The organism is Sphingomonas epibiotica (assembly GCF_039615155.1).
In the GTDB taxonomy this organism is placed as follows: Bacteria; Pseudomonadota; Alphaproteobacteria; order Sphingomonadales; family Sphingomonadaceae; genus Sphingomonas.
In genome coordinates this window covers 60,716-85,568 of sequence record NZ_JBDGHY010000011.1, presented here as the reverse complement: position 1 = coordinate 85,568, position 24,853 = coordinate 60,716, and the positions used below count along the sequence as shown (strand labels likewise).

The window sequence follows — 24,853 nt, the reverse complement described above, 5'->3', positions numbered from 1 at the left end:
TGGAACGGCAACGAGCTGCTGAAGGAATGGCGCGAGGCATGGGCGGCGCATGCCAATGAACGTCTGGCCGAGTTGGGGCATGATGCGCGGATCGACCATCGTTCCTATGCCGACCAGGGCATCGCGCTGGAGCCGCAGCATAAGATCGGTCCGGCAGGAATGCGCCGGCTTGAGCGTGGCGAAGGTGCCGAGCGCGCCGAAGATCACCGACGCATTGCGCGGGAGAATGGTGATAAGATTACCGCTGATCCGCGGATCGCGCTGGATGGGATTACCCGGCAACAGGCAACCTTCACGACCCGTGATCTTGCCACCTTCGCGTTCCGACATTCGGACGGCAAGGAGCAGTTCGATCGGGTAATGGCAGCGGTGCGCGTCAGCCCCGAGTTGGTGACGCTGGGCAAGGACGGACGCGGCCAGGAACGCTTCACGTCCCGCGACATGATCGCGACCGAAGCAAGGTTGGAGCATGCTGGCAATGAGCTGGCCGGCCAGGGCAATCATGGTGTGAGCGATCGACATCGTGCCGGTGCGCTGGAGGCTGCAGAGGGGCGGGGGCTTACCCTGTCGGGCGAGCAACGCGATGCCTTCCAGCATATTACTGGAAAGGAAGGCTTGGCGTCGGTCATCGGCTATGCCGGTACCGGCAAGTCGGCGATGCTGGGCGTTGCGCGTGAGGCATGGGAGCGCGAGGGCTATCAGGTACGCGGGGCGGCCCTGTCCGGGATTGCCGCTGAGAATCTGGAGGGCGGCTCGGGTATCCAGTCGCGTACCATCGCCAGCCTCGAGCATGGTTGGGCGAAAGGGCGTGACCAGTTGGGTCCGAAGGACGTGCTGGTCGTCGACGAGGCGGGCATGGTTGGCACTCGCCAGATGGAACGGGTGCTGTGCCATGCCCGTGATGCCGGTGCCAAGGTGGTGCTGGTAGGTGACCCTGAGCAGTTGCAGGCGATCGAGGCGGGGGCGGCGTTCCGCTCGATCTCCGAGCGGCATGGGGCAGCTGAGATCACCGAGGTTCGCCGCCAGCGTGAGGAATGGCAGCGGGAGGCTACGCGGGCGCTGGCGACAGGCCGTACCGGAGAGGCGCTGGACACCTATGCCAAGCGCGGCATGGTCCATGCGGCCGATACGCGCGAACAGGCGCGAGCCGCCCTGGTCGATGGATGGGATCGTCAGCGTCAGGCTGAGCCGGACAAGACCCGCATTATTCTTACTCACACCAATGCCGAGGTGCGTGAGCTGAACGAAGAGGCGCGCGGGCGGCTGCGTGCCACAGGTGAGTTGGGCGAGGACGTGACGTTCGCGGCCGATCGCGGCGCGCGTGACTTCGCGGCAGGCGACCGGCTGATGTTCCTGCGCAACGAGCGCTCGATGGGGGTCAAGAACGGCACGTTGGGCACAATTGCACGCGTCAGTCCCGAAGGCATGACGGTGCGGCTCGATGGCGGCCGGGAAGTGACGTTTGCGGCCAAGGACTATGCCGCGGTCGATCATGGCTATGCCGCGACCTTCCATAAGTCGCAGGGTGTGACCGTCGATCTAGGTCATGTCCTCGCTACACCAGGCATGGACCGGCACAGTGGCTATGTCGGGCTGTCACGACATCGTGACGGGGTGCAGCTTCACTACGGCCGCGACGATTTTGCTGACCAAGGCAAGCTTGCCCAGGTGCTGTCGCGTGACCGTGGCAAGGATATGGCCGGTGACTATGCAACCGGCCGCGGTGACTATGACCATGCTCGCGCCTTTGCCGACCGGCGTGAGATCCAGTTTCCGGACCTCGCGCGCCAAATGGTCGACCGGGTCCAGGACAAGCCAAACGCAGGCGCACAAGGTCACAAGCGACCGACACGCGAGGAGGTGGTGCAGCGTTGGACGACAGAGCATGGCCGTGAGCTTGCCGGGGTGCAGGCACGAGCGCAGCGTGCTGGAAAGCGCGCAAGTGGCATGTACCAGCGGCATGAGGCGGTGCGGGACGACCATGCCCGCAAACAGCCGCTGCCGCCCCGCGGACCCTTGGCCGTGTTGCGGCGCTCAGCCTATCAGGCAGCGCAAGCGAGTTGGGAGAAAACGGCGCGCGGACTACAGCGGCGTTCTACGCAGCTCGCCAAGCGAGTGGGGCAGCTTAAAGAGTATCTTGGCCCTGTCACCGGACACCGGCGGCACCGGGGTGATGAGCTGGCGAGCGCCAGGGTTGAGCGGGCGCAACCCCACCTTACCAAGCTGTACGAGGCTGTCATGCGCGAGCGTCGTGCCGAACGCCTTCGTCAGCAGGAACAGGAACGGGAGCGGATCAAACAGCGCGAACGCGAACGCGGACGGGATGATCGCGGGCGGGGACGTTAGCGGCAGGCTCCGGGACGAGGTGCAAAGGGGGTGCGATTAACACCGAGGGGCTATCTGCGCTCGGGAGCAGGGTACAGAAAGGGGGGCGATTAACACTAGTCCTGCGTTCCCCCCTCCGCGTTAGGACTGCGAAAGGGGGGTCATTAACACCGTACCATTCCTGCTGCCGTTGATTGAGGCAGTAGGAAAGGGGGCCGATTAACACCACCGGGCCGACGTGAGTGCGGTTCGCTGCGTTTGATAGACGCCGGTGGGAGTGAACGCTGTCGCTTGAACATGGTCGCGGCGGCCAAGATCAGCGTTGCGCTGTAGAGCTTGCCGGTTCGAACCCGGTAGCCGTAATTGCGCGTCTCACCTGATCGAGGTGCAGCGCGGCTACGACATCCCCCTTGCCAAGGCGCGTTTCCTCCTCGAGCCGGTTCACCAGGTCCACTGTGTTGAAGTAGCGTCCGCGGGCGCCGGCTCGTACCACATTGGCAGTGATGGCGGTGGCGAGATGCGTCTTGCCGGTAGGCTCGCACATACATTGCAGGTCCCGCGCTATCGCCTTGATGGCCTTCCCCGACGCGTGCTCGCGCCGGATCCTCAACACCGTCTCCAATACCAGCATCCCGATCTCGCCGCCTGACACACCGCCAAGCGAACAGCCTAGACCAACGGGATGAGGGGTCCCTTTTCGACGCCGATCACCCCGCTACCAGGGTCCCTTTTCCACGCCGATCCACACGTAGCGGCGCGCCATCTTCGCGCTGGCACCGGTCTCGTCGACGAAGACCAGCGTTTCCGGATCGAGGTCGAGCTGGCCGCCGAACCAGGCCTTGCGCGCGCTCAGGACGTCGGGGCGATCCTGCTCCTGCGCGTGGCCGGTCTTTTTTGCGCGTATGCCCGTGGCGCGCGAAGAAGCGCCATAGCGTCGATACCGCCACCGCGATCCCCTCGGCGGCTAGCGCCGCGCGCAACTTGGCAAGGGTGATGTCGGGAGCAGCCTCGTACAGCGCCCATATGCGCGCCGCCTTGGCCTCCGTTGCGACCGAACGCATGTCACCTCCCTGCGGCTTGGCCACGGGCCTTCCCTGATCGCGCTGAAGCGCTGCCCACCGCACCGCACTGGCCGCGCTCACCCCGAACCGCGCGGCTGCCGCCCGGCGTGACATGCCTCCTGAAATCGCACCAACCACCCGCTCGCGCAGGTCCATCGACAACGGCTTGCCCATCTGACCGGCCTCCCGTCACCGGTGAAAATCAAGAATCAGACTTCAAGCCGCTTGGGAATCCCTACTCGATTCAAGACGCTCGGAATTTGCTCTAGCACATTTGCGGCGTCAGCTTCGTAACAGGCCGGTCATTCTTCGGGTGCGATGGTGACCCGGAGGCCGTCCGCTGGTCGAAGCTGGCATGATAACCGCGAGCGAGTGGTGCGATGCTCGGATACGTCAAGCAGCTCCCGCTTGACCATTACAGATACTCTAGAACAGTGCGTCCGCCTTGTTCGCGAGCAACGGCCAGTGCGCGTCCTTGTTGGAAATGACTGATACCGGCAGGGGCCATACGATGCCGAGCGCCGGATCGTCGAAGCGCAGCCCGCCTTCCGCAGACGGGGTGTAACACGAAGACACCATGTAGGTGATCTCAATGTCATCGACGAGCGACTGAAATCCGTGGGCAAAACCGGGGGGAACGTAGAGTTGCTGCCTGTTGGACGCGGACAGTTCGAACGCCTGATGCCGGAGATAGGTTGGCGATTGACCGCGCAAATCGACGATGACGTCCAGGATTGCTCCGCGTACGCACCGGACCAGCTTGGCTTCGGTATGCGGCGCCTTCTGAAAATGAAGACCACGAACTGTTCCCCGGCAGGCCGATACTGATACATTCGCTTGAATATAATTGGCGACCAGTCCCCGCTCGGCAAACTCGTCGCGTGAAAAGCTACGGGCGAACGACCCTCGCTCGTCTCCCCGAGGATTAAGCTCCACAAGCCAAGCGTCCTGCAACTCGGTTTCAATGAATTTCATGCGACATACCCTTCGTTCATGGCCGGTCGGCCAAATCGGGCGCGCTGTTCGGCATAGAGCTGATCAATGGTCCGTCCGGTGGGGAACCGGACATCGGCAAAGACCAGAGGCTGATCCTTCTTTACCGGCCGGACGATCGTCGAGCCCAGCGCCAGTCCAAGAGGCAATAGATCCTCAGCGTCGACGCTGTCGCTATTCTCCGCCACGCCGTAGACTTCGAATCCGCCCAGCTGATCGATCAGATCGCCAGGACGCAGATCGGTCTTGGCAACGGCGACCACGCCCACTTGCGGCCCAGCCAGTGGTGCCAGAACGGCGTCACCAAACAACGCGGCACGGGCAATGGATGTCGGCACTTCGAGGTGACACAGATGATAGGGGGTATAGAAACAGTAGTAAGGCCCATCACCCATCTTATAATATTTAAGAAAGTGTTGTTGCCGGGGGTCGTTGTGCGTTCCTAGGACGAACACACCCCCCCCTGGCCGTGCACCCACGACATAATCGACCAAGCCATGCTCAGCGCGATCGAGGGCATCGGCGAACGCCGACACCGTATCTTCCAATGGTACCAATGGTGCATAAGGGTCGCCGCCCGAGAAGTCGGGCCCCAGCATGCCACGTCGTGCAACCCTGAAACCCGTTCCGTTAGCGACGATTGCCTGTTCGAACGAGATTTTTGTGCCGTCCGCAAAGGATGCCGCCATGGCCGGGTTCTGATCCCATTTGACCGCGAACGCCTTCTGCGTTTCGGGTGTGCGATAGGGATCATGAAGCCCTTTCATATTACCGCAAAGTACAGGCTTTACACCCAGACCTGATACGAAACGGTACAGGTTCATCTCAACGCCTGGCTGATCGCCATCGGAAAAGCTGTAGATGACACCTGCGGCGTCTGCCTTGAGCTTGAGGATCGGGCCGACCGTGCCATCGAGTTCCGCGTTCATGTGGACAACGTGCTTGCCGGCGGTGATCGCCGCAAGAACGACCTGGGCAGCATAGTCGAACGATCCTGTTACTTCCACAACCACGTCGACGCCATCCGCCTGGACCAGCGCCACCGCATCCTCGGTCACAACCGCCATTCCTGCGGCGATCGCTTCCTCAACACGACGTCCGCTGCGGACAACCGGTTCGATACCGACATCGGTGAAGGCACGGACCGCGCGATCGACGTGCCGGTTCGCTACGCCAACCAACCGCATCCCACGGGTCGCTTGGATAATTTGACGTGCAATGGCAGCACCTTGCGTTCCGGCACCGATCAGGGCCACGCGAATAGGATGCCCCTGAGCCTCGCAGCGAGCGAGTGCGGTATCAACCAGGATCATGCTAACTTACTCCCAAATTTTCCAAGGCGCACCGTTCAGCCAATGCTCCTCGAGCACATGGCGGTCGCGCAAAGAGTCCATGCTTTGCCAGAACCCATGATGCGGGAAACTGGCAAGTTTGCCCCGTTCGATCAGCCGTGCCATCGGTTGATCTTCGAGCACGGTATCGTCGCCGTCGATCAGATCGAGAAGTTGCGGCTCACAGACAAAAAAACCGCCGTTGATCAGACCTCCATCCGTTTCACCCTTTTCGCGAAAGCCCTGAACATGGGTGCTGTCGTCGTTCAGGTGCAAAGCACCGTATCGCCCCGGCTGCACCACGGCGGTCAACGTACACCAAGCGTCCGAAGCCTGATGGGTAGCCACGAGTTTATCGAGGTCGACGTTGCTAAGACCGTCGCCATAGGTCAGGCAAAAGGTTTCGTCCCCCAGAAGGTGGCGTGCGCGGCGCAGCCGCCCTCCGGTCATCGTTTCGCTGCCGGTATCAACCACCGTCACTCGCCAGTCTTCTCCAACTGCCTGCGCCCACTCCACACCACCTGACTTCAGGTCGATCGTGAAGTCACATTCGTTCGCGCGATAGTTTAGGAAATAGTCTCGGATATATGAAACCTTGTACCCCCCCAGTATAACAAAATCACGAAGTCCGTAATGTGCATAATATTTCATGATATGCCACATGATCGGCCTGCCACCAATCTCTACCATCGGCTTTGGCCTGACCGTCGTTTCTTCGCTGAGACGCGTTCCGTACCCACCGGCGAGCAGGACTACCTTCACTGAAACTTCCCTTTTTCCGATATGATCCTGTCACGTTTTGAATGGTTCGACACCTTCAAAACAGCAAGACATACCTCGTTTATTCGCATGAACTTTCCGACATCATCGGTTTTGATAAGAGATGATCTGTTGCAGCGTCGTTTCACGTGCGTCTTCTCCCGCTCCAATTCGACGATGCCAGTCGACTATCCACGCCAGTGCCTCCTCCAAACGCAATCGGGGTCGCCATCCAAGCAGCGCGCGAGCCTTCGAGCAATCGAGGCGCAATAGATGCGCTTCGTGAAACGCAGATTTCGAGGGTTCGACGACCGGCGGGCACACGTTGCCCCAAAGCGCCGTCATGCGCTCGACGATCCATGCCACTGACTGCGCGTCTTCCTCAGACGGACCAAAATTCCACGCTTCCGAAACTGTGGCATCGCCAACTAGCAGGCGTTCGGCAATGATGAGGTACCCCCCCAACGCTTCCAACACATGCTGCCAGGGACGAACCGAACCGGGGTTGCGGACGATCGGTGCTGTTCCTCGTTCAAAGGCGCGGACTAGGTCGGGGAGCAGGCGGTCAAGCGCCCAGTCGCCGCCGCCAATTACGTTGCCAGCGCGGACCGATGCCAGGCCGGTTCCGCCCGCTGCCATATGCTCGCCTGGGAAGAACGACCGTCGATAAGCCGCAATGACAAGCTCGGCCGCCCCCTTGCTGCTGCTATAGGGATCGAAGCCGCCCATTGGATCATCTTCCCGATAGGGCCAGACCCATTCGCGATTTTCATAACATTTGTCGGTCGTCACACAGACGATGGCGCGAACATTGCCGAGCCGCCGTGCTGCGTCGAGGACATGGACGGTTCCCATGACATTGGTGGCGTAGGTCTCGACCGGCTGCAGATAGGACGTTCGGACGATGGGTTGGGCAGCAAGGTGAAAAATGACCTCTGGCTGCACTCGCGCCACCACGGCGTCGACGGTTGCGGGATCGCGAATATCGCCTTCAACATGATCGACCAGCTCCTGCAGCCGCACCCTGTCGAACAGGCTTGGCTCGGTCGGCGCGGGGAGTGAAAGGCCGGTCACCTCGGCACCGAGCTGGCAAAGCCACAAGGCGAGCCAGCTGCCCTTGAACCCAGTATGACCGGTAACGAGTACCCGGCGTCCCTGCCAAGCGCGGTAGTCGTTCGCAGAGATAGGCAATTCGAATTCCTATTTGGTAGCGTGTCTGTCCGCACGAGACAGACGCAACGCCGGTATGAGGCGGTAGCGTCATCCATCCGGCCGACTGCCGTCCTTCTGGCATGGCGGATTGCTTTGCCCGACATCGGGTGCAAATGACGCTAGCTACTAGTCGCGACAGCCTGTTCGATCGCGATTGGGAGCCGAACCTCCTGCGAGCGCAATGCTTCGAGATCGCATGGCGAGTCGACACGTTCCGTTGGCGGACGAAAGAACAATCCGGCCAGCGTGCCCGACGCAACAATATGGGCCTTTGTCCACTCGCCTTCGTAAAGCAGCTTCATCGCGAAGCGCGCATATTTGCGGACCAGCGAAAACACACCTCTCCAGCCCTGCCGCCTCCACGTACAGTAGACATTGTTACGATGCAAATAGTAGTGATTGCGGATCCGTATGGGATTAGTCTCCGTACGGATGTTGAGCGTGCCGGGTGTCGAACGAATATGAACAACATTGCTGGTACCAACGAAAAAACCCGGTGTCGAACGCGTAATGCGTTCGGTAAACTCGGTATCCTCGGTCCACATGAACATATCGGCGATTGGCAGACCATGTACCGACAGAACTTCGCGTTTGAGCAGGATCGACACGAACGTAGCACGACGTACTGGTACCATCGCCTCGCTGAGCAGCATCGGCCATTGCGAGTAGGAAATGCTGTTGGTACTGCAATCCGGCGGCGGCACGTTGGTCAAGAGCCCGTCCGGCGTCCAGGCTGTCGATATGACGAAGGGTGCGTCGATGGCACGCCGTTGCAGCGTTTGTTCTGCTTCAAACAGTTTTTGCAGCGCATCGGGTGCCGGAATCACATCGTCGTCCATTAGCCAAATCGCGTTGTCGCCGCGTTCATAGCCGATGCGCATGGCCGCATTGAATCCACCAGCGGAGCCAAGATTATGCGGCAGTTGGTAAACTTCGACCCGGTCACCCCACCGCTCGGCGATACACTCCCGCGTACCGTCCGTTCCGCCATTGTCGATCACGATTACGTGATCGACCGGACGCTCCTGACGAAGAATCGCGTCCAAACATTGAACGAGCAGTTCCTTGCGGTTGTATGTCAAAACGACCGCGGAAATCGTATGTCCCATGCATGCCCCCCCCCGCGGCAACCACCACGGATATTACTTTATATTGCTCCTACCTGACGGGTTGTTTCTATAAAATAGAGCATTTATGCCCAAAAATGTGTCTAACTGAGACCGTAAGACCAATTTGTATAATGATTCGCAATAACGCTTATATAGCAGTGCGGTTGTAGACAGACTACTGCTTGCATAGGTGTTGTCCTCGTGTTTTTACCCCTAAGGCGGCATAAGCCGTCACGGCTCGATCATGCTTCGGCACTAATGCCCTCCTCATTGACAGGAACAGCCTTCGCTCTGTACAGCGCAGTCACGCGTTTGACCTGCGCGATGCTGCAACCAGCCAATTCCGCCGTGCGGGCAATACTCATGCCGGCTTCGCGCAGCGCCACGATGCGGCGGTGGTGGGCAAGATCCGGTTTTCGCCCGGTGTACCGTCCTGCCCGCTTGGCGATCTCGATCCCCTCGCGCTGGCGCTCGCGCCGCGTTTCGTAATCGTCCCGCGCGGTTTGCAGCGCAACGCGAAGCAGCATGTCCTGCACCGCCTCCAGCACGATACGCGGGACGCCCGAACTGTCGGCGACCAGGTCGGACAGGTCGACGATCCCCGGCACCGCCAATCGTGCCCCCTTCCCCCGGATCGTTGCGACCAGCAGTTCGGCTTCGGGCAGCGGCAGGCGGCTGATCCGGTCGATCTTCTCGGCGATCACGACTTCGCCGGGTTGCAGGTCGTCGACCATGCGCAGCAATTCCGGCCGATCGGGTCGCGCACCCGACGCCTTCTCGCGGTACACCGCCGCGACATAGAAGCCGACCGCGCGCGCGCCGGCGACGATCGCCTCCTGCCGGGCCAGATCCTGTTCGTCGGTGCTGACCCGCAGATATACCCGTGCCGCCCGGATCGTGCTTTGCTGATTGGTCATCATTCCCCGGCTCAACTGGGTATACTCAAGATAGCAATTAGCCAATTCGAAGCGAGGCAACCTATTCTTTCCGAGAACAGATCGCGATCGGCGTTTCGAAAGATATGAACGGCACCGGTAATCGTTCACAATCGTCCGTATCAAAGTTGATCTGGCCACGCATCATCATGGAGGCGGCACCCCTTCATCAACGCGCCTAGGAGGTTGCGATAAGCCTATTATGGATTTGGCAGGCGGCCGGTTAGGCTCCTCAACTGTATCGATAGTCCGGCTTGTCTCTCGGTGCCGGTCTTCGCATAGGTTCGCTTGAGGTGGGTTCGGATCGTTTCCATGGAAACGCCAAGCGACTTCGCGGCTTCGGCCGGCGTCCGGCCCTCGGCTACGAGGCAGGCGACCTTGGATTCGGCCGGTGTGAGATCATAGAGGCTGCGGATAGTCTGCACGTCCAGGAACGCCGAGCGTCCAGGTACGTCTATGACTGCGAGAGCGGCGCCAACGGAGAACACGTCCTGAGCGGATCGAAGCAAAGGAGCGACATGAATGACGAACATCGCCTGACCAGCTCTTCTGACCGCGATGGATCGCCCAATGCCCGAGTTCGCCGCTGCCAGTGCATTTGACAACTCGACGTCGACGCCCGGCTCCGAAAACGTCAGACGGCCCGTCCTGTCACCAATAGAACTTGCGACCAGGGCCGAGAACGCTGAGTTGGCGCTTACGATAGTAGCGTCTGTTGCAAGAACTGCCGCTGCTGATCCTATCGCTGCCAGAGCGTCGGTAGCGGCAGTCGCCTGTTCCATTTTCATCCGTGCGGAAATCGCTGCGGCGCGGGCCAAGTGAGGCCGGAGTTGGTCCAGTTGTGCTACGGCCTCTCTCGCTTTAAAATATCCGTCGAAACCTTCAAGGGTAATCATCAGGCCGTCCATCTTGATGCCTTGGATCGTCGTCCCTGCACCGGCTTCGAGACTCCGTGGTCTCAGGAATTCAGTGTAGATCGGCAAGGTCTCGAGTTCATGCGGCGTGGCTATGTCTTGGTCCGTAACGAAACCAGCGTAGGAAGATAGCGAACGGCAGCGGGCAGCCCGTATGTTATGCTTGGACCAACCCTGTTCCTCGAAATCTCGCATGAGTGAGCCGAGGCTCGGCGATGCCGTCCATCTTTCAGTACCGCCGGACTGCACCATAAGTAACGCGCCACGGGTTCTAAAAAACCGGGCAAGCTCAGCGAGGGTATCGGGCCAAAGAGACGGCATGATACCTGCTTCGTAGATCGAATCTATCAGTGAGTTGCCGCTCATCTCCATCTTCGGCCTCCCCAAGTTTTTTAAGCAAACCTCCCGGTATCACTCGAACGGATGACGCCGTGCTGTGTAGCACATTGTAAATGCATGGTTAACGAGAAATCTTGGCTCGAAAATCCGGAACGCCGGGACGTTCATCGAAACGTCTTCGACGATCACTCGGATGTAATCGAGCAGGAGAAGAAAAGCCGGTTGTGATCGGTTGCAGTAGCATATTTCCGTGTCGTGAATTCGGGGAGGGATTAGTTATGACAGAGAGACTATATGTAAGCGTACTGCAGAACCACGATAACGCAGGTACCGACAATCTATTCATATTCGGCGAGGCGGGAGAGACGGTGATCATAAGGTCGCGTTCCGGCTATGAGGCAACCGCCACAATTGGAGCGGACGGCTCGGTTGCGGTGCTGCTTCCCAAGAACCTGGCCATGTTCGGTACCGGCATCAACGACCAGGGACTTGTTATCGAATCGGAAGGATCCATCTCTGCGCTTCTATCGCAGCGCGAGTATGCCACGTCCGATCTATCCGTAATCTTCGGCGAAAAAACTCTCGGCAAAGAGTACATCATCGCTTCGCAGGGTAGCACTATTCTCGACGGCGGCCAGTTCTCGGTTCAGGCAATCAAGGATGGCACTATCGTCACGTTCACGCTGCCTAATGGGCAGCAGTCTACGGTCGAGCTCGATGCCGGCGAGACGTTCAAGTTCTCGACAGTCGACGCATCGGCCAACGCCGCACTCGGAATCAACATTTCTGGCGGGTTGAACCTGACTGGTACGTTGATTTCCTCGACGGAGAACGTCGCCGTCTTCAGCGGTGCGGGTTGCGCCAACATCGGCGACGGGGCGTGCGACCATCTCATCGAGCAGATGCCGCCGATCAGCGCTCTGTCGCAGAGCTACGTGCTCGGCGAGGCATTCGATGTGGGAACGGGGAACAATCTGGTACGGGTCGTTGCCGCCTACGACGGGACCGAAGTAGTGGTCGACGGGTCGGTCGTGGCTACCCTGTCGAGGGGATCGTTCCACGAATTCACCTTGTCCGACACTGCCGCAGTCGTGACCACGTCCCGTCCCGCACTGGTCGCTCAGTACCTACAGGGCGCAACGACGGCAGGCGGTGAAGGCGACCCGGCACTCAGCTTCGTACCGGGAACGGATACGTGGCTCGACTCGTACGTCGTTGCCACCCCGTCGGGATCGGACGCCTTAGAGAGCAACCTCCTTAACCTGATAGTTCCGACGGCTGCGCTCGACACGCTGACCATCAACGGTGCGCTCGTCGACCCGAACGAGTTCACATCGATCGCCGGCACTGATCTGAGCGTTGCCAATGTGAACATCGAGCCCGGCGTCATTCGCGTCGAAGCGTCGGAAGAGTTCCAGCTTTCGATATTCGGCTATGACTTCTATGAATCATACCTCACCTTCGGCGGCGCGAGCTTTGCTTCCGGTCTGTCGAATGCGGCACCTGTCGGGAACGACGACAGCTACGTCGTGGGGGTCGATACCGTCCTGACGGTCGCTGCCCCGGAGGGCGTTTTGGCGAACGACACCGATGCCGAAGACGATCCGCTGATCGCATCTCTGCTTACGGGTCCTTCGCACGGGACGTTGGCGCTCAATGCCGATGGCTCGTTCACATACACGCCGGACGCGGGATACGAAGGACAGGACAGCTTCGTCTATCAGGTAAGCGACGGGGAGGACGATAGCGGAGAGACGGTCGTCGAGCTCTTGGTGCGAGGCGACGACCCGCCGGGCTGCCCTACGGTGGACCGCGTCGGTACCGTGAACGGCTCGTCCGGTGCCAACGAAGTCCTCACCGGCGCCGACTACCACAATACGTTCTTCTTCAGCGCCGCCGCAGATACAGGTGACGACCGCATCACCAACTTCGGCGCGTCCGACGTGCTCGTGACGGACACGATGCTCAGGGATTCGAATGGCGACGGCCTCATCGGTCTGGGGCGCAACCGAAAGCTCGACCTCAGCGGCGCCGGCGGTACGATCGCGATCGATGGCGTGTCCGCGCTTCGAGTTCTCGGCGAAGCCTGTGAGGACAACTGGGTCTATGGTGCGGCGTATGTGAGGCCGACGGGTGCGAAGGAAGGCTACGTCTTGAGTGACGACAGCCTTTCCGGAGACGAGGGAGATCTCGCGGGCGACGTGTTCTTCTTCGATACCGCGTTGGATCTCGATCTTGGCGCGGACAACATCACCGCGTTCGGCAGCAACGACCTACTGGTGACCACCACGCGGCTGAACGATCGCAACGGCGATGGCATCATCGCCTTCGGCAGCAATCGCGTCCTTGACCTTTCGGGAGGAACCGGAGCTCCTGGCGATGGGAGCGACCCTGGCGAGGGCGGTTCCGTCTCGATCAGGGACGCGCTGGGTGCGGTCGTCACAGCCATCGAATATGATGGGTCGGTAACGCGGAACGGCGTGACGTACTACGTCTACAGCAGCGTTGGCTCGGCGGCGGACCTGGAAACTTTCGGCTAATGCGTGATGGGCGCCCGCCGTACGAACGGGCGTCCATTTCCAAAATATCTGCTTATCTATTCAAGGGGCCTCCACCCCATCAGTTCACTTGCCTGCTCTGAATTCCGTCACGATTCGTCCGGTGTGGCGTGATGCCGTGCTTCGTGCAGCGCCGGATGATGGGCGAATGCTTCTATATCCATCGAGTCCGGGAATCGTTGCCATGCACCTTGGTGGCGTAAGTACCTGCGCTGCCGCGCTGGTCGTGCCACCGGATCGCTCCCGAACCGCCGCGTTGCATCTTAGCAACGTGTCCCAAATCGGCTGCAGCCGGCTGCAGCGACCATGGCTTGATCGACAACGGCTTGCCCATTCATGCACACCGACATTCCAACAGGCGCCGTGGTTCTGACCGGCGACCCGTGTGAATTCCCGTTGCCTTACGTGAGCTAAAGATGCGTTACTGATTCCCCATATGCGAGTGAAGCCGAAAAAAAGGCTCGCCGACTGTTCGGCGAGCCTCTTCATCGCGGCGGCTGTGGTCTATCAGATAATCGGATCGACCGTAGTCGTCGCAGTCCCATAGTAATAGTACGTCGTTCCGTCGACTTCGTTCGATCCGAGGTAAGCCAGTCCTGAGATGCCCGTGAAGTTGACCTGACCGCCTGGCCCCTTGGATGGATCGCTCGAGTTGGGACCAGTCGTACCCGACGTATCGAGAACAGCGTTACCACCAAACGTAACGGTGTTGTCACCATCGCGATCGAACAATAGCCGGGTGGTGACGAACAGATCATCGTCACCAAAACCGGTCACGGTATCGCTGCCTAGGTTCAGACCAAGGCCGTTGTCATGAAACACAACCCTCTGTCCACCGCTAACGTCAATGGTGTCGTTGGAAACGTCGCCTTCGATAACGCTTGCTTCGCCAAAGGTGTCGAACAGGTTGAATAACGTTCCAGCGTCAGCGTAGACGTGGTTCCCGCCCTTCTCGCCGAGATATCGCAACAACAAGATCGCGTTCTCGTTCTCGCCGACAATCTGAAAATGGTCCTCGCCGGCATTGCTCCGTGAACTACGATCTATATCGAGAACGCCGTTCGGTCCGAACGCTATGAAGCCATCATTATTCCCGTCAAAGATTTTTTTGCCGTTCAGGATGGAATCATCGCTTCCGAAATTTACGAAGCTGTCATTGCCCACTTTGCCGCTGGCAATGACATAGGCGTGCGAGCCGCCGCCCGCATCATATACGTCCGCAGTTCCGTTAGCGATGACAGCAACCTCGGTAGCCGAGGTAATGAGAACGCTATTATTGCGAAATGCCATAACACACCTCATCCGTAAGTATTTACCCATGGGTAAAGGCACCTCATGGGGCGGTACGCATACAGCTCGCTGCTAAGACGAATTTTTGTTGAGCACATAGTAAGCGCAAGTTGCCGGATAATATCCAGTTACATAAGTTAGTATTTGTAAAATATGCTTTTATTCGAACCAAGAATATACTCAGAATGGGGTATGCGACTGCGGCTTACTCTAAATGGAGTAGGCCAGCTTTGCTGCATCATACGAATCATGGCAAGGCTGGCATCCAAAGGGTCCGCTATCGACCGTCAGTGGACCGCAAGCGGAATTCTAAAATAAATAGCGTGCCGTCCCCGCTTGCTTCGATGGCTGATTAATACGACAACCAGGTCGTTGCTTTCCCTCCGATATAGCGCGTGCCGTTTCACGAATTGCGGTATGCCGACACTATGTGGACAGCAATCTGTAAGCGATGGTCCGTTATATAGCTCGTTACCGCGATATCGCTGATTCTAAATTAAAAATGTTGGCACCATTTCTGGTTCGTGCGATCCTGATTAGAATTACAAGCCAATCGGAATTCGATGTCCACCTTAAAGGCATCGGGAGAGGTTATGGTCGCAGTTCGCGACACTACACACACGGTCGGTACGGCCGCCTCTCGCGAGCAGGAAATGCTAGCGACGTTCGCTGAGTTTGCGCTGAAGTCGGAAAACATTGACTTGATCATGCGTGAGGCGTGCCGCTGCGTGTGCGAAGCGGTTAAGGCAGACATGGTCCTCATGTACCGACTGAGTGACCAAGCTCGCACGGTCCAATTGCGAGCGGGTGCAGGAATAGACGAACTGCACGTTGGCGGGACGGTAGCTCGGCGGGATGACGGGTCGTTAGAAAGCGCGCTTCTCGACAGCGGTGAGCCCGTTATCGTGCCGAACATCGATATCGAGATCGGGCTCGAAACGAAGAACCTTCTACAACGCTTTGGGCAACGTGGGTTGGCGTTACTGCCATTACTCGATGGTCCCGGCACTCCAGTGCTCGGTCATCTACATATCAGTACACGAGAGCCGCGCGACTTTTCTTCGGATCTTCCGTTCCTTCGTATCTATGCTGGCCTCGTCGCTACAGGCATCATGCGGGTCGAATCCAACGAAGCACGCCAGCGTGAAACGAAGGCTCATCAAGCCGTCGAACGCAATCTCGCATTGATAGTCGAGAACATACCGCAGTTCATATGGTGCGCAGACGCGAATGCGCGCTGGCGATGGGCAAGCCCTCAGTGGCAACTCATCACCGGTCAGCGCAAACGGTCCAGCCTCGGCCTGGGGTGGCGAACGAAGGTGCATCCTGAGGACCTTCCCGCAGTCGACAAGGCGTGGTCAGCGGCAGCCATCGAAAGGTTGTTCGAAGTTCATTGTCGGATTTGGCACGACAACGAAAGTGTGTACCGTTGGTACTATGGCCGCGCCCTCCCATATTGGGAGAACGAAACGACCTTCCGGTGGATGGGGACGTTCACCGACATACATGAGCAACGTCGCCTTGAAGTGTCGCAGCAACTGCTCGTTGCCGAACTCCAACATCGCACACGCAATCTGCTGACGATCGTCGAGGGCATTGCGCTTCAAACCGCTGCCACTGCCCAGCAATGGTCGGAGTTTGCGCCGGCTTTCCACGGCAGGCTGCAGGCTATTGCAAGGGTGCAGACCCTACTTACGGATGCTGACACTAAGCCGGTAACTATGAACGATCTCGTATCGATGGAGATCGACAGCATCGGCGATGCCGTGAGTACCGTTGGGTTGAGTGTAGGTGGACCGGACGTCAATCTGTCGCGTACCATAGTTCAAATGCTTGCGCTTTTGCTTCATGAGCTCCTAACGAACTCGCTAAAATACGGCGTGCTACGTGCTGGCACCGGAAGCATCACGATTAGTTGGGACGTTGACGGCCCGCCTAGCCGCCTCACCTTGAAATGGCACGAAGCGGGCTTCTCATCCATCCAGCCCACTCCCGCTTCCCGAAAAGGCTTTGGACGGGAGCTGATTGAGCGGGCCGTTCCCCGGCAACTTGGTGGCTCGAGCACATATGAACTCCGCGAGAGCGACTTGTCTTGTTGCATGGTTGTACCACTTCGCACAAACGGAGTTGCAGCTTGAACGCGATCCTTCCAGAAAGTGCCTTAAATGGGTGCCGCACGTTAATAGTTGAAGACGAATACTTTATCGCGGTACTCCTAGAGCGCTCGCTACAGGACCAAGGAGCAAATATCGTCGCATCTTTGGGCAGGCTATCCGATGCGTTGGAGTTCGCGCGGAGTGACGGTTTTTCCGCCGACGCAGCCCTCGTCGATGTTAATCTGGACGGAGAAATGAGCTTTGAGCTTATTGACCAACTGATATCACGATCGGTGCCGGTAATTTTGCTTAGTGGATACGACAAACATTTACTGCCAACGAGATTTGCTGGCTTACCACAACTTCAAAAGCCAGCTTCCATGCCGCAGGTGATTGCTGCCGTGAGGGATGCAGCGTCGGTCAGTTCGAAGCAGGCCGAGTAACACCAGGCGAAGTTTCTGATACCGCGACGCTGCGTCGATGAAGCGCCGTGACCCGCTTAACCTGCGCGATGCTGCAACCAGCCAGTTCCGCCGTGCGGGCAATGCTCATACCGGCTTCGCGCAGCGCGACGATACGGCGGTGGTGGGCCAGATCCGGCTTCCGCCCGGTATAACGCCCTGCCCGCTTGGCGATCTCAATCCCCTCGCGCTGGCGTTCTCGCCGCGTCTCGTAATCGTCGCGGGCGGTTTGCAGCGCGACGCGGAGCAGCATGTCCTGCACCGCCTCCAGCACGATACGTGATACCCCTGAACTGTCGGCGACCAAGTCGGACAGGTCGACGATACCGGGTACCGCCAACCGCGCACCCTTCCCCCGGATCGTCGCAACCAGCAGTTCGGCTTCCGGAAGCGGCAAGCGGCTGATCCGGTCGATCTTCTCGGCGATCACGACTTCGCCGGGTTGCAGGTCGTCGACCATCCGCAAGAGCTCGGGTCGATCAGGCCGCGCCCCTGACGCCTTCTCGCGGTACACGGCAGCGACATAAAAGCCTGCGGCACGGGCGCCGACCACAATCGCCTCCTGCCGGGCGAGATCCTGTTCGTCGGTACTGACGCGCAAGTACACCCGCGCCGCTCGTATCGTGCTGCCTTGCTGCTCGCTCATCGTTCCTCGGATCAACTGGGTATACCCATGTAAGCCTATCGTCTGCCGACCGGCTCGGAACTGCCATAGCCGATCCTGCATGGCCTAGCCAACCAAACGGTGTTTAAATAGCCTAACGTCTTGGTAGTTGTTCATTGTTGCAACCAATGCGCTACACAGCGACGCATAGGCAATCATTGTCTCTTAAACTGCATATGTGGTATATAGGGCGAATAATGTCATCCTGTGAAAGTGATGCCACATGACACTACAGGTCAATATAACTCCTAACGGACGCATGAGCCTTCCCGTTGGCATCCGTAAGCGCTTAGGTCTTGAATCGGGCGGAGCGGTCCTGGTCGAAGAGACCGCCGACGGAGTCGTTCTGCGTACCGTAGAGCAGGCGGTTGCTAAAGCGCAGGCAATCGCCAAACGCTACGCGCAGCAACCCAATGCGTCGGTTGATGCCTTTCTGGCCACGCGGCGCGAGGATAGCGGGGAATGACCCATGTCGTCCTCGATGCCTCGGCGATCCTTGCGCTGCTGAAAGGAGAGCGCGGGGCCGGCAAGGTCGTTGCCGTCATCGCAGACGCTTCGGTATGCGCGGTCAATCAGGCCGAGGTCGTCAGCCATTTCGTCCATCTCGGTGCGCCGCTCGAAGAGGTCCGCGCCATGCTCGGCGCCCTGCCCCATACCGTCGTTCCCGCCGACGACGCTTTGGCATGGGAGGCCGGCAACCTGCGCGCAGCGACGGCGTCGGCCGGGCTGTCGCTGGGCGATCGCTTCTGCCTCGCCCTAGCCAAACAGCTCGGCGTTGCCGCCTATACGGCCGACAAGGCGTGGCGCGACATCGCCTCCGAAGCCGCAGCGAAGGTCGTGATTATCCGTTGATGGAATGCCCTGCCGGTCGCGGCCATCCGCTTCATAGGGTGGTCAGGCAGGCACGCTGTCATAGACGACGACCTTGCGCCACAATGGCGCGCACGCCGCGACGAATGCCTGATGCGTCGGATGATCCTGATAGGCCTTCTGATCGGCGACCGTATCGAACAGCATCAGTTCGGACACATCAAAGCTGGCATCGACCACGTCGCGCTGCTCGGTTCCGGCCGGCACACCGACATGGAGTTCCCGTATCTGCGATATCGCTGCCAGTGCTTTCAGCCCTGATACCAGCTTCGCCCGGTCCTCGGCATTTCCGGCACGCTTGAGCCAGAAGAACACCTGATGCCGGATCCGGCCGGCGGGTTCGGCCTTTGCCGGCTCGGCGCCGGCCACCGTCGCAGCGGCAAGCCCGATGCCCGTGAGAACGTCCCGCCTATCCACGTCCACATCGCCTCCCGTCCTTGCCCTTCGATGACCATATCCTAAGCCAAGGCGTCCGTGCGAACCCCTTTCGTTTTTAATTTCAGATACTCCCGCAGTACAACCGGCCGCGCAGCCATCGGGGACCGCGTCGAGCCGGCGGAGGAACAGGCGGCTTCTATCCGGCATCACTGCGTCCCCGACACCGTGCCGGGGAGGCCCACCCCCATCAATCGTGCCGCAAGGCCCAGGCCGGCGCCGCGCGGCTTGCGCGGAGCGACTGGCCGAGCACGGTCAGCACCGCGACCAGCAGCGCCACCGCCGTCGCGCCGGCGAAGAACAGCGGCGACAGCGCGATCGCGTCCTCGAACCCCGCCAGCCAGGTCCGCATCGCGAAGAAGGCCAGCGGCCATGCGACGAGGTTCGCGATCAGCACGGGGCGCAGGAACTGCCCGACCAGCAGCTTGACGATGTCGAGCGACGACGCGCCCAGCGTCTTGCGGATGCCGATCTCCTTCACCCGGCGCTGCGTGTTGAACGAGGCGAGACCCCATAGCCCGACGCAGCCGATGAGGACGGCGAGGCCGGCGCCGATCCCGAACAGCCGCGTGGCGCGGTCGTCGGCTTCGTAGAAATCGGCGAGGCGGTCGTCGGCGGTCTTCGCGTCGAACGGCACCTGTGGCACCATCCGCTGCCAAAGTTGCTCGAGGCTTTTCAGTGCGGTGCGCGGGTCGCCGGTGACACGGATCGTCGTGACCGAGGTACCGATCTTCTCGGGCTGGCGCCTGTAGACATAATAGGTTGGCGGCATCGCGATGCGCGGCGTATCGAAGCGCAGGTCATCGACCACGCCGATGATAGTGCGCGGACGGTCGCCGCCCAACGTCTTGCCGATCGCCTCCTGCGCTGTCCTGAAGCGCAGCGGGGTCAGGGCGCGGCGGTTGATGACGATGTTCGCGCCATCCTCCGGCTTGCGGCTGCCGGCGTCGTCGGCCCCATGGGCATTGTCGAACCAGCGCCCGGCGAGCAGTCGCGCGCCATGGGTTTCGAAGAAGCGCGGCGATACTACAACCCAGGTCAGCGACGGTCCCGACCCGGCAACGCCCGGCAACGGCATGTTGGTGTTGTTGCTCTCGCCGCTGCCGCCGACCGCCGCGTTCGAGATGGTCGCGTCCTTGACCTGCGGCAGGGCACGGATCGCGGTCAGGATCGAGGGCAGGCGATCCTTCGGTACCGCCGGATCGGAAGTCGACCGCAGCACCAGCAGCCCGTCGCGCTGAAACCCCAGATCGGTCGTGCGGACATGGCGTGTCTGTGCGACCAGCACGGCGGTGCCGATCATGAAGGCGATGGCGAGACCGAACTGTCCGATCACCAGCAGTTCGCGGATGCGCGTCCCCGCGCGCCCCCCGCCGGGCGACCGTGCCGAGGCCAGTACGGCGGCGGCGGGAAAACGCGACAACAGGATCGCCGGATAGACCCCGGCCAACACGCCGACGATCACCGTCAGCAGCGCCAGCGCCGGTACCACCACGCCGTACGGGATGGTCAGCGACAGCCCGCCCGCCGCATTGACCAGCGGCAGCCCCAGTTCGGCGAGGATCAGCCCGCCCAAGGCGGCGATGGCGACGGTCAGCACCGCTTCGCCGAGGAACTGGCGGACCAGCGTGGCGCGATCGGCGCCCAGCACCTTTCGCATTGCCACTTCGCGGGCGCGCAGCCCAGCACGGGCGGTGGCGAGGTTGATGTAATTGACTACCGCGATCAGCAGCGTCAGCATGCCGACCAGCCCCAGCGTGACGACCGTCGTCTTGGCGCTACTGCTGTCGGTGCCTTGTGGTTCGAGGTGCAGGTCGGCGAGCGGCAACAGCGTCAGATGCTGCATGTCCGATGCCTTGCCGCCCGGATCGGCCAGTTCCTTGCCGCGCCGGTCGACGAACGCGGTCAGCTTGCTTTCATAGGCGCGCGCCGCCGCCGGGGTATCGAACCGCAGATAGCTGGCGAGCGACGAGCTGCCCCAGTGGTACCAATATTCATTGGCCATATCGCGGGTGAGCGGCGTCAACACCGACAGCTTGAAATCGCTGTTCTTGGGCAGGTCGCGGAACACTGCGCTGACGCGGTAGGTGCGTACCTTGTCCATCGACAGGACCAAGGTCTGGCCGATCGGATCGCGGTCGCCGAAATAGACGCGCGCCGTCGTCTGGTCGATCGCGACATTGCCCGGCTGTGCCAGCGCGGTCGCATGGTCGCCCGCGATCAGCGGCAACGGAAACACCCGGAAGAAGCTGGCATCGACCTGCGCCGCATTGACCTTGGTCGCGCGACCGTCGGTCAGGATCGAGCCGGCGCTGTCGCCGCCATTGATGCGGGTGGCGACCGTACCCGGAAAATCCTCGCGCAGCTGATCGATCAGCCCGCCCATCGTATAGGCATAGGCGCCGCTGGTCGGGTTATCGGGCATGGTCCACACCGTCTGTACGACATAGACCTTGTCGTAATCCGGCAGCCATTTCTCATAGCTGGTCTCGAACCGGACATAGAGGCCGAGGATCAGGAACACCGCGATCCCGACCGCGAGGCCGCCAATATTGAGCGCGGCATAGAGCTTGTGGCGCACAAGCGAGCGATAGAGCGACAGCAGCGTGAAGCGATTCATGGCCTTCCCCCCTCTCCCGATCAGCCGCAGGTGACGCGGGCCATGCCGCTCTTCGACACCGCGCATTGCGGACGGCCCGTGACGGTCACGCGGGCGATGCCGCTGGCGTCGATCCCCGCCGGTCCGCTCACCTGCGCGCGAACCGATCCGGTACCACTGGCGTCCACCGACAATGCAGCGGTGGTGAGTGTCGAGGTGTCGACATGTCCAGTCCCGCTGGCATCGATCGCCAGCGCGTCGGCCCGGCCATCGGCGACGATACGCCCGGTACCGCTGAGGTCGAGCGAGAGGCGCTGTGCCCGCACCCCGCGCAGCATCGCGGTGCTGGTGCCCGACAGGTCGATCGTGGCGCGGGTGGTGCGTAGGCCGTCGATGGCGAGGCTGCCGGTGCCGCTCATCCGCGCCTCGAAGGTCGGATTGTTCAGCGCGGCGATGCGGACCGATCCGGTGCCGCTCGCCTCGATCGCCTGCAATCGCGGCAGGGTGATGGTGATGGTCGCGGATGGCTTGCCCGCGCGGCTGTCGCAGCTTCCCTTGGTGCGCAGTAGCGTCAGCACCCGCCCGCGCACCGCGACGCCGATCGCCGCTAGCGACCCTGCCTGGCCCTGCGCCCGGACGGCGAAGCCCGCGCCGAAGGTGATGGCGACATGGTCGCAGCCGCGCACGACGATGCGGTCGAACCCGGCGGCGGCGAAGCTGCGCGTCTCCTGTGCCAGCGCCGGGGTCGGCACGGCGGAGGCAAGCAGCGCGAGGGTGAGGAGCGGTTTCATGGGCAGGTCTACGGTCGGGAGGGGCGTTGGGTATTTTGGGGGACCGTTCGTCCTGAGTAGCCACTGAGCTTGTCGAAGGGGCGTATCGAAGGACCGTGTTCTTGGGGTGCTTCGATACGGGTCTTCGACAGGCTCAGCCCCTACTCAGCACGAACGGTTCGGTCTGGTTTCACACGAAAGGGGCATCACATCGCCCGCATCGCGCTGGCGACGATCCGCCCGTCGAGCATGTCGATCCGCCGCTTGGCCATGTCGGCATGCGCGGGCGAGTGGGTGACCATCACGATCGTTGCGCCATCGTCGTTGAGCGCACCCAGGATGTTCATCACCTGCTCGCCATTGGCGGTGTCGAGATTGCCGGTCGGTTCGTCGGCGAGGATCAGTTTCGGATCGCCGACAATCGCGCGGGCGATCGCTGCGCGCTGCTGCTGCCCGCCCGACAGCTGGTGCGGGAAATGGCGGGCGCGGTGCGCGATGCCGACCTTGTCCATGGCGGCGGCCACCCGCCCCTTCCGGTCGCCGGCGTCGCTGCGATAGGCGAGGCCGAGCGCGACATTCTCCTCGATCGTCAGCTCGTCGATCAGGTTGAAGCTCTGGAACACGAAGCCGAGCGTCGATCCGCGGAACTTGGCGAGGTCTTTTTCGTCGAGCGCCGCCAGATCGCGCTCGCCGAACAGATATTTGCCGCCGGTCGGGCGATCGACCGTGCCCAATGTGTTGAGCAAGGTCGACTTGCCGCAGCCCGACGGCCCCATGATCGCGACGAACTCGCCCGCTTCTACTGCCAGGTTGATATCGGCCAGCGCGGTCGTCTCGACCTCGTCCGAGACATAGCGACGCTGGATATTCTCTAGACGGATCATGGGCTTGCCCCTTAATTGATGTTGATGGTGTCGCCCTTCACGGTCGACAGATTGCTGGTGACGATGCGGTCGCCGGGGTTCAGCCCCGACAGGATCTCGACCACTTCCGGATTGCGGCGGCCGATCCTGACCGCGCGGCGCGTGGCATGGGCGCCATCGGCGTCGAGGACGAAGGCGAAGGCGCCATTCTCCGCCGCCAGCCACCCGCCGACCGGAGCAACCATCGCCTTCGACGCGGCACCCAGCGTGATGCGGATATCGATGGTCTGGCCGCGATTGAGGCTGGCCGGCGCGTTGTCGAAGGTCAGCTCGACGCGGAACCGCCCGTCCTTCACGGCCGGCAGCACCTTGGAGACGGTCAGCGTCGCGCCGTCGGCCCGCGCCTTCTGCCCCACCGCGACGCGGCCGAGATAATATTCGTCGACATCGGCCTCCAGCTTCCACGATCCCTCGCTGTCGACCTGCCCCGCCGGATCGCCGGGCTTGAGCGTCTGGCCCGGTTGCAGCGTGAAATTGGTCAGCCGCCCGGCGGCGGGCGCGCGGATCGTCAGCGCCGACAGCCCGCCGCGCACCGCCGCAAGATTGCCGGCGAGCCGCGCCTGCGTGTCCGCCAGACGTGCGCCCTGCGTCGCGGTGATCCGCGCCTCGGTGCCGGCACCGCTGCGCAACTGAGCGAGGCGACGCGCCTGATACTCGGCCTCGGCACGATAGCCGGCGACGCCCGCCTCCGACACGATGCCCTTGTCGAACAGCTGCTGGCGGATGGCGAGGTCGCGGCGCGCCTTGATCAGATCATATTCGGCCTGCGCCACCTGCGCCGAGCGGTCGAGCCGGCTGCGCTCGATCCCCAGCCCCTCGCCCGCGACCGCGCCCAGCTGGCCGGCGATCGCCGCCTCGCGCGTCAGCACCTCGAGGCGCAGTTCGGGATTGGCCAGCGTCGCCAGCTTCTGTCCGGCGGCGACCATCGCCCCGTCCTGCACCAGCAATGTCTCTACCTGCCCGCCCGAAAGCACCCCGACTAGCGTGGTCAGGCGTGGCGCAACCACCCCGCGCACCGGCAGGTAATCGTCGAACGCGGCGCGGGTCACCGCGCCGGTCTCGATCCGGTCGGCATCGATATCGGTCGATCCGGCGGCAGGCAGGAAGCGCCACAAGGCGACCGCCGCCAGCACTACCGCCACCGCGATCCATAGCGGCCGCCGCCGCCACCAGCGCGCGCGGGGCTTCTCCACGCGGCGGTCCATGGCG

At 61.2% G+C, this 24,853-nt stretch carries 20 protein-coding genes and 2 pseudogenes; 6 read left to right on the top strand and 16 right to left on the bottom strand.

What is annotated here, in order from left to right; genetic code table 11:
- Positions 1-2,346 (top strand): Ti-type conjugative transfer relaxase TraA (traA, locus tag AAIO73_RS18215; RefSeq protein WP_345879974.1); only part of this gene is annotated, 2,346 nt, incomplete at its 5' end.
- A gap of 370 nt (positions 2,347-2,716) precedes the next feature.
- Here traA and AAIO73_RS18210 read toward each other — a convergent pair.
- From AAIO73_RS18210 to AAIO73_RS18165, 9 genes and pseudogenes are all read right to left on the bottom strand, one after another.
- Positions 2,717-2,857, bottom strand: a pseudogene (locus AAIO73_RS18210) (ATP-binding protein); the annotation flags it as partial.
- Positions 2,858-3,688: 831 nt separating this feature from the next.
- Positions 3,689-3,796 (bottom strand): annotated as a pseudogene (locus tag AAIO73_RS18200) (2Fe-2S iron-sulfur cluster-binding protein); the annotation flags it as partial.
- Positions 3,797-3,812: 16 nt separating this feature from the next.
- Positions 3,813-4,361 carry a dTDP-4-dehydrorhamnose 3,5-epimerase gene (gene rfbC / locus AAIO73_RS18195; RefSeq protein WP_345879973.1) on the bottom strand — a complete coding sequence of 183 codons (549 nt, stop codon included), beginning with the start codon at positions 4,359-4,361 and terminating at the stop codon, positions 3,813-3,815.
- Positions 4,358-5,692: an NAD(P)H-dependent oxidoreductase gene (locus AAIO73_RS18190; RefSeq protein ID WP_345879972.1), complete on the bottom strand. Its 1,335-nt coding sequence runs from the start codon at positions 5,690-5,692 to the stop codon at positions 4,358-4,360. Before AAIO73_RS18190 ends, rfbC begins: the two co-directional genes overlap by 4 nt.
- A 6-nt stretch (positions 5,693-5,698) precedes the next feature.
- A complete protein-coding gene (rfbF, locus tag AAIO73_RS18185) occupies positions 5,699-6,472 on the bottom strand; it encodes a glucose-1-phosphate cytidylyltransferase (protein ID WP_242121981.1) in 774 nt (257 codons plus the stop codon).
- A gap of 102 nt (positions 6,473-6,574) precedes the next feature.
- Entirely contained in the window at positions 6,575-7,660 is a 1,086-nt protein-coding gene (rfbG, locus tag AAIO73_RS18180) for a CDP-glucose 4,6-dehydratase (protein ID WP_345879968.1), read from the bottom strand.
- A 140-nt stretch (positions 7,661-7,800) separates the two neighbouring features.
- Entirely contained in the window at positions 7,801-8,790 is a 990-nt protein-coding gene (locus tag AAIO73_RS18175; protein ID WP_345879966.1) for a glycosyltransferase family 2 protein, read from the bottom strand.
- A gap of 242 nt (positions 8,791-9,032) precedes the next feature.
- Positions 9,033-9,710: a recombinase family protein gene (locus AAIO73_RS18170; RefSeq protein WP_526023825.1), complete on the bottom strand. Its 678-nt coding sequence runs from the start codon at positions 9,708-9,710 to the stop codon at positions 9,033-9,035.
- A gap of 215 nt (positions 9,711-9,925) precedes the next feature.
- On the bottom strand, positions 9,926-11,011 hold the full coding sequence (locus AAIO73_RS18165) for a helix-turn-helix transcriptional regulator (RefSeq protein ID WP_345879964.1): 1,086 nt from the start codon (positions 11,009-11,011) through the stop codon (positions 9,926-9,928).
- A gap of 401 nt (positions 11,012-11,412) precedes the next feature.
- Between AAIO73_RS18165 and AAIO73_RS18160 the strand changes: the two genes are divergently transcribed.
- Positions 11,413-13,518 (top strand): cadherin-like domain-containing protein, encoded by a 2,106-nt coding sequence (locus AAIO73_RS18160; RefSeq protein ID WP_345879962.1) that lies wholly within the window; start codon positions 11,413-11,415, stop codon positions 13,516-13,518.
- Positions 13,519-14,043: 525 nt separating this feature from the next.
- Here the strand turns inward: AAIO73_RS18160 and AAIO73_RS18155 are convergent.
- Positions 14,044-14,826, bottom strand: a complete 783-nt coding sequence (locus AAIO73_RS18155) for a type 2 periplasmic-binding domain-containing protein (RefSeq protein WP_056455842.1) — start codon at positions 14,824-14,826, stop codon at positions 14,044-14,046.
- Positions 14,827-15,419: 593 nt separating this feature from the next.
- Between AAIO73_RS18155 and AAIO73_RS18150 the strand changes: the two genes are divergently transcribed.
- Together AAIO73_RS18150 and AAIO73_RS18145 are read left to right on the top strand one after the other, a co-directional pair.
- Positions 15,420-16,964, top strand: a complete 1,545-nt coding sequence (locus tag AAIO73_RS18150) for a sensor histidine kinase (protein WP_345879960.1) — start codon at positions 15,420-15,422, stop codon at positions 16,962-16,964.
- On the top strand, positions 16,961-17,365 hold the full coding sequence (locus AAIO73_RS18145; protein WP_345879957.1) for a response regulator: 405 nt from the start codon (positions 16,961-16,963) through the stop codon (positions 17,363-17,365). The genes AAIO73_RS18150 and AAIO73_RS18145 overlap by 4 nt, the downstream gene beginning before the upstream one ends.
- Here the strand turns inward: AAIO73_RS18145 and AAIO73_RS18140 are convergent.
- A complete protein-coding gene (locus AAIO73_RS18140; protein WP_242121991.1) occupies positions 17,343-18,029 on the bottom strand; it encodes a recombinase family protein in 687 nt (228 codons plus the stop codon). The genes AAIO73_RS18145 and AAIO73_RS18140 overlap by 23 nt on opposite strands.
- A gap of 241 nt (positions 18,030-18,270) precedes the next feature.
- Here AAIO73_RS18140 and AAIO73_RS18135 point away from each other — a divergent pair, with 241 nt between their 5' ends.
- The gene (locus tag AAIO73_RS18135; protein ID WP_345879954.1) at positions 18,271-18,513 is read left to right on the top strand and encodes an AbrB/MazE/SpoVT family DNA-binding domain-containing protein; all 243 of its coding nucleotides are present in this window, start codon (positions 18,271-18,273) and stop codon (positions 18,511-18,513) included.
- A complete protein-coding gene (locus AAIO73_RS18130) occupies positions 18,510-18,899 on the top strand; it encodes a type II toxin-antitoxin system VapC family toxin (protein WP_345879951.1) in 390 nt (129 codons plus the stop codon). Before AAIO73_RS18135 ends, AAIO73_RS18130 begins: the two co-directional genes overlap by 4 nt.
- Positions 18,900-18,941: 42 nt before the next feature.
- On the opposite strand, the gene AAIO73_RS18125 is transcribed toward AAIO73_RS18130, so the two are convergent.
- The 5 genes from AAIO73_RS18125 to AAIO73_RS18105 form a co-directional block, all read right to left on the bottom strand.
- Positions 18,942-19,334: a Dabb family protein gene (locus AAIO73_RS18125; RefSeq protein ID WP_345879950.1), complete on the bottom strand. Its 393-nt coding sequence runs from the start codon at positions 19,332-19,334 to the stop codon at positions 18,942-18,944.
- A 208-nt stretch (positions 19,335-19,542) separates the two neighbouring features.
- Complete coding sequence (locus AAIO73_RS18120; RefSeq protein WP_345879948.1) at positions 19,543-21,972, bottom strand: ABC transporter permease; 2,430 nt, start codon at positions 21,970-21,972, stop codon at positions 19,543-19,545.
- A 20-nt stretch (positions 21,973-21,992) separates the two neighbouring features.
- Complete coding sequence (locus AAIO73_RS18115; protein WP_345879946.1) at positions 21,993-22,742, bottom strand: GIN domain-containing protein; 750 nt, start codon at positions 22,740-22,742, stop codon at positions 21,993-21,995.
- A 185-nt stretch (positions 22,743-22,927) separates the two neighbouring features.
- Positions 22,928-23,605, bottom strand: a complete 678-nt coding sequence (locus AAIO73_RS18110; RefSeq protein WP_345879944.1) for an ABC transporter ATP-binding protein — start codon at positions 23,603-23,605, stop codon at positions 22,928-22,930.
- A gap of 11 nt (positions 23,606-23,616) precedes the next feature.
- A complete protein-coding gene (locus tag AAIO73_RS18105) occupies positions 23,617-24,837 on the bottom strand; it encodes an efflux RND transporter periplasmic adaptor subunit (protein ID WP_345879941.1) in 1,221 nt (406 codons plus the stop codon).
- Positions 24,838-24,853 lie beyond the last annotated feature (16 nt).

Excerpts from the sequence above, each read along its gene's own strand:
- AAIO73_RS18190 (WP_345879972.1), bottom strand. The coding sequence starts at position 5,692 with ATGATCCTGGTTGATACCGCACTCGCTCGCTGCGAGGCTCAGGGGCAT.
- rfbC (WP_345879973.1), bottom strand. The coding sequence starts at position 4,361 with ATGAAATTCATTGAAACCGAGTTGCAGGACGCTTGGCTTGTGGAGCTT.
- AAIO73_RS18155 (WP_056455842.1), bottom strand. The coding sequence starts at position 14,826 with ATGGCATTTCGCAATAATAGCGTTCTCATTACCTCGGCTACCGAGGTT.
- AAIO73_RS18120 (WP_345879948.1), bottom strand. The coding sequence starts at position 21,972 with ATGAATCGCTTCACGCTGCTGTCGCTCTATCGCTCGCTTGTGCGCCAC.
- AAIO73_RS18130 (WP_345879951.1), top strand. The coding sequence starts at position 18,510 with ATGACCCATGTCGTCCTCGATGCCTCGGCGATCCTTGCGCTGCTGAAA.
- AAIO73_RS18115 (WP_345879946.1), bottom strand. The coding sequence starts at position 22,742 with ATGAAACCGCTCCTCACCCTCGCGCTGCTTGCCTCCGCCGTGCCGACC.
- AAIO73_RS18170 (WP_526023825.1), bottom strand. The coding sequence starts at position 9,710 with ATGATGACCAATCAGCAAAGCACGATCCGGGCGGCACGGGTATATCTG.
- AAIO73_RS18150 (WP_345879960.1), top strand. The coding sequence starts at position 15,420 with ATGGTCGCAGTTCGCGACACTACACACACGGTCGGTACGGCCGCCTCT.
- AAIO73_RS18175 (WP_345879966.1), bottom strand. The coding sequence starts at position 8,790 with ATGGGACATACGATTTCCGCGGTCGTTTTGACATACAACCGCAAGGAA.
- AAIO73_RS18110 (WP_345879944.1), bottom strand. The coding sequence starts at position 23,605 with ATGATCCGTCTAGAGAATATCCAGCGTCGCTATGTCTCGGACGAGGTC.
- AAIO73_RS18140 (WP_242121991.1), bottom strand. The coding sequence starts at position 18,029 with ATGAGCGAGCAGCAAGGCAGCACGATACGAGCGGCGCGGGTGTACTTG.
- AAIO73_RS18135 (WP_345879954.1), top strand. The coding sequence starts at position 18,271 with ATGACACTACAGGTCAATATAACTCCTAACGGACGCATGAGCCTTCCC.
- AAIO73_RS18165 (WP_345879964.1), bottom strand. The coding sequence starts at position 11,011 with ATGGAGATGAGCGGCAACTCACTGATAGATTCGATCTACGAAGCAGGT.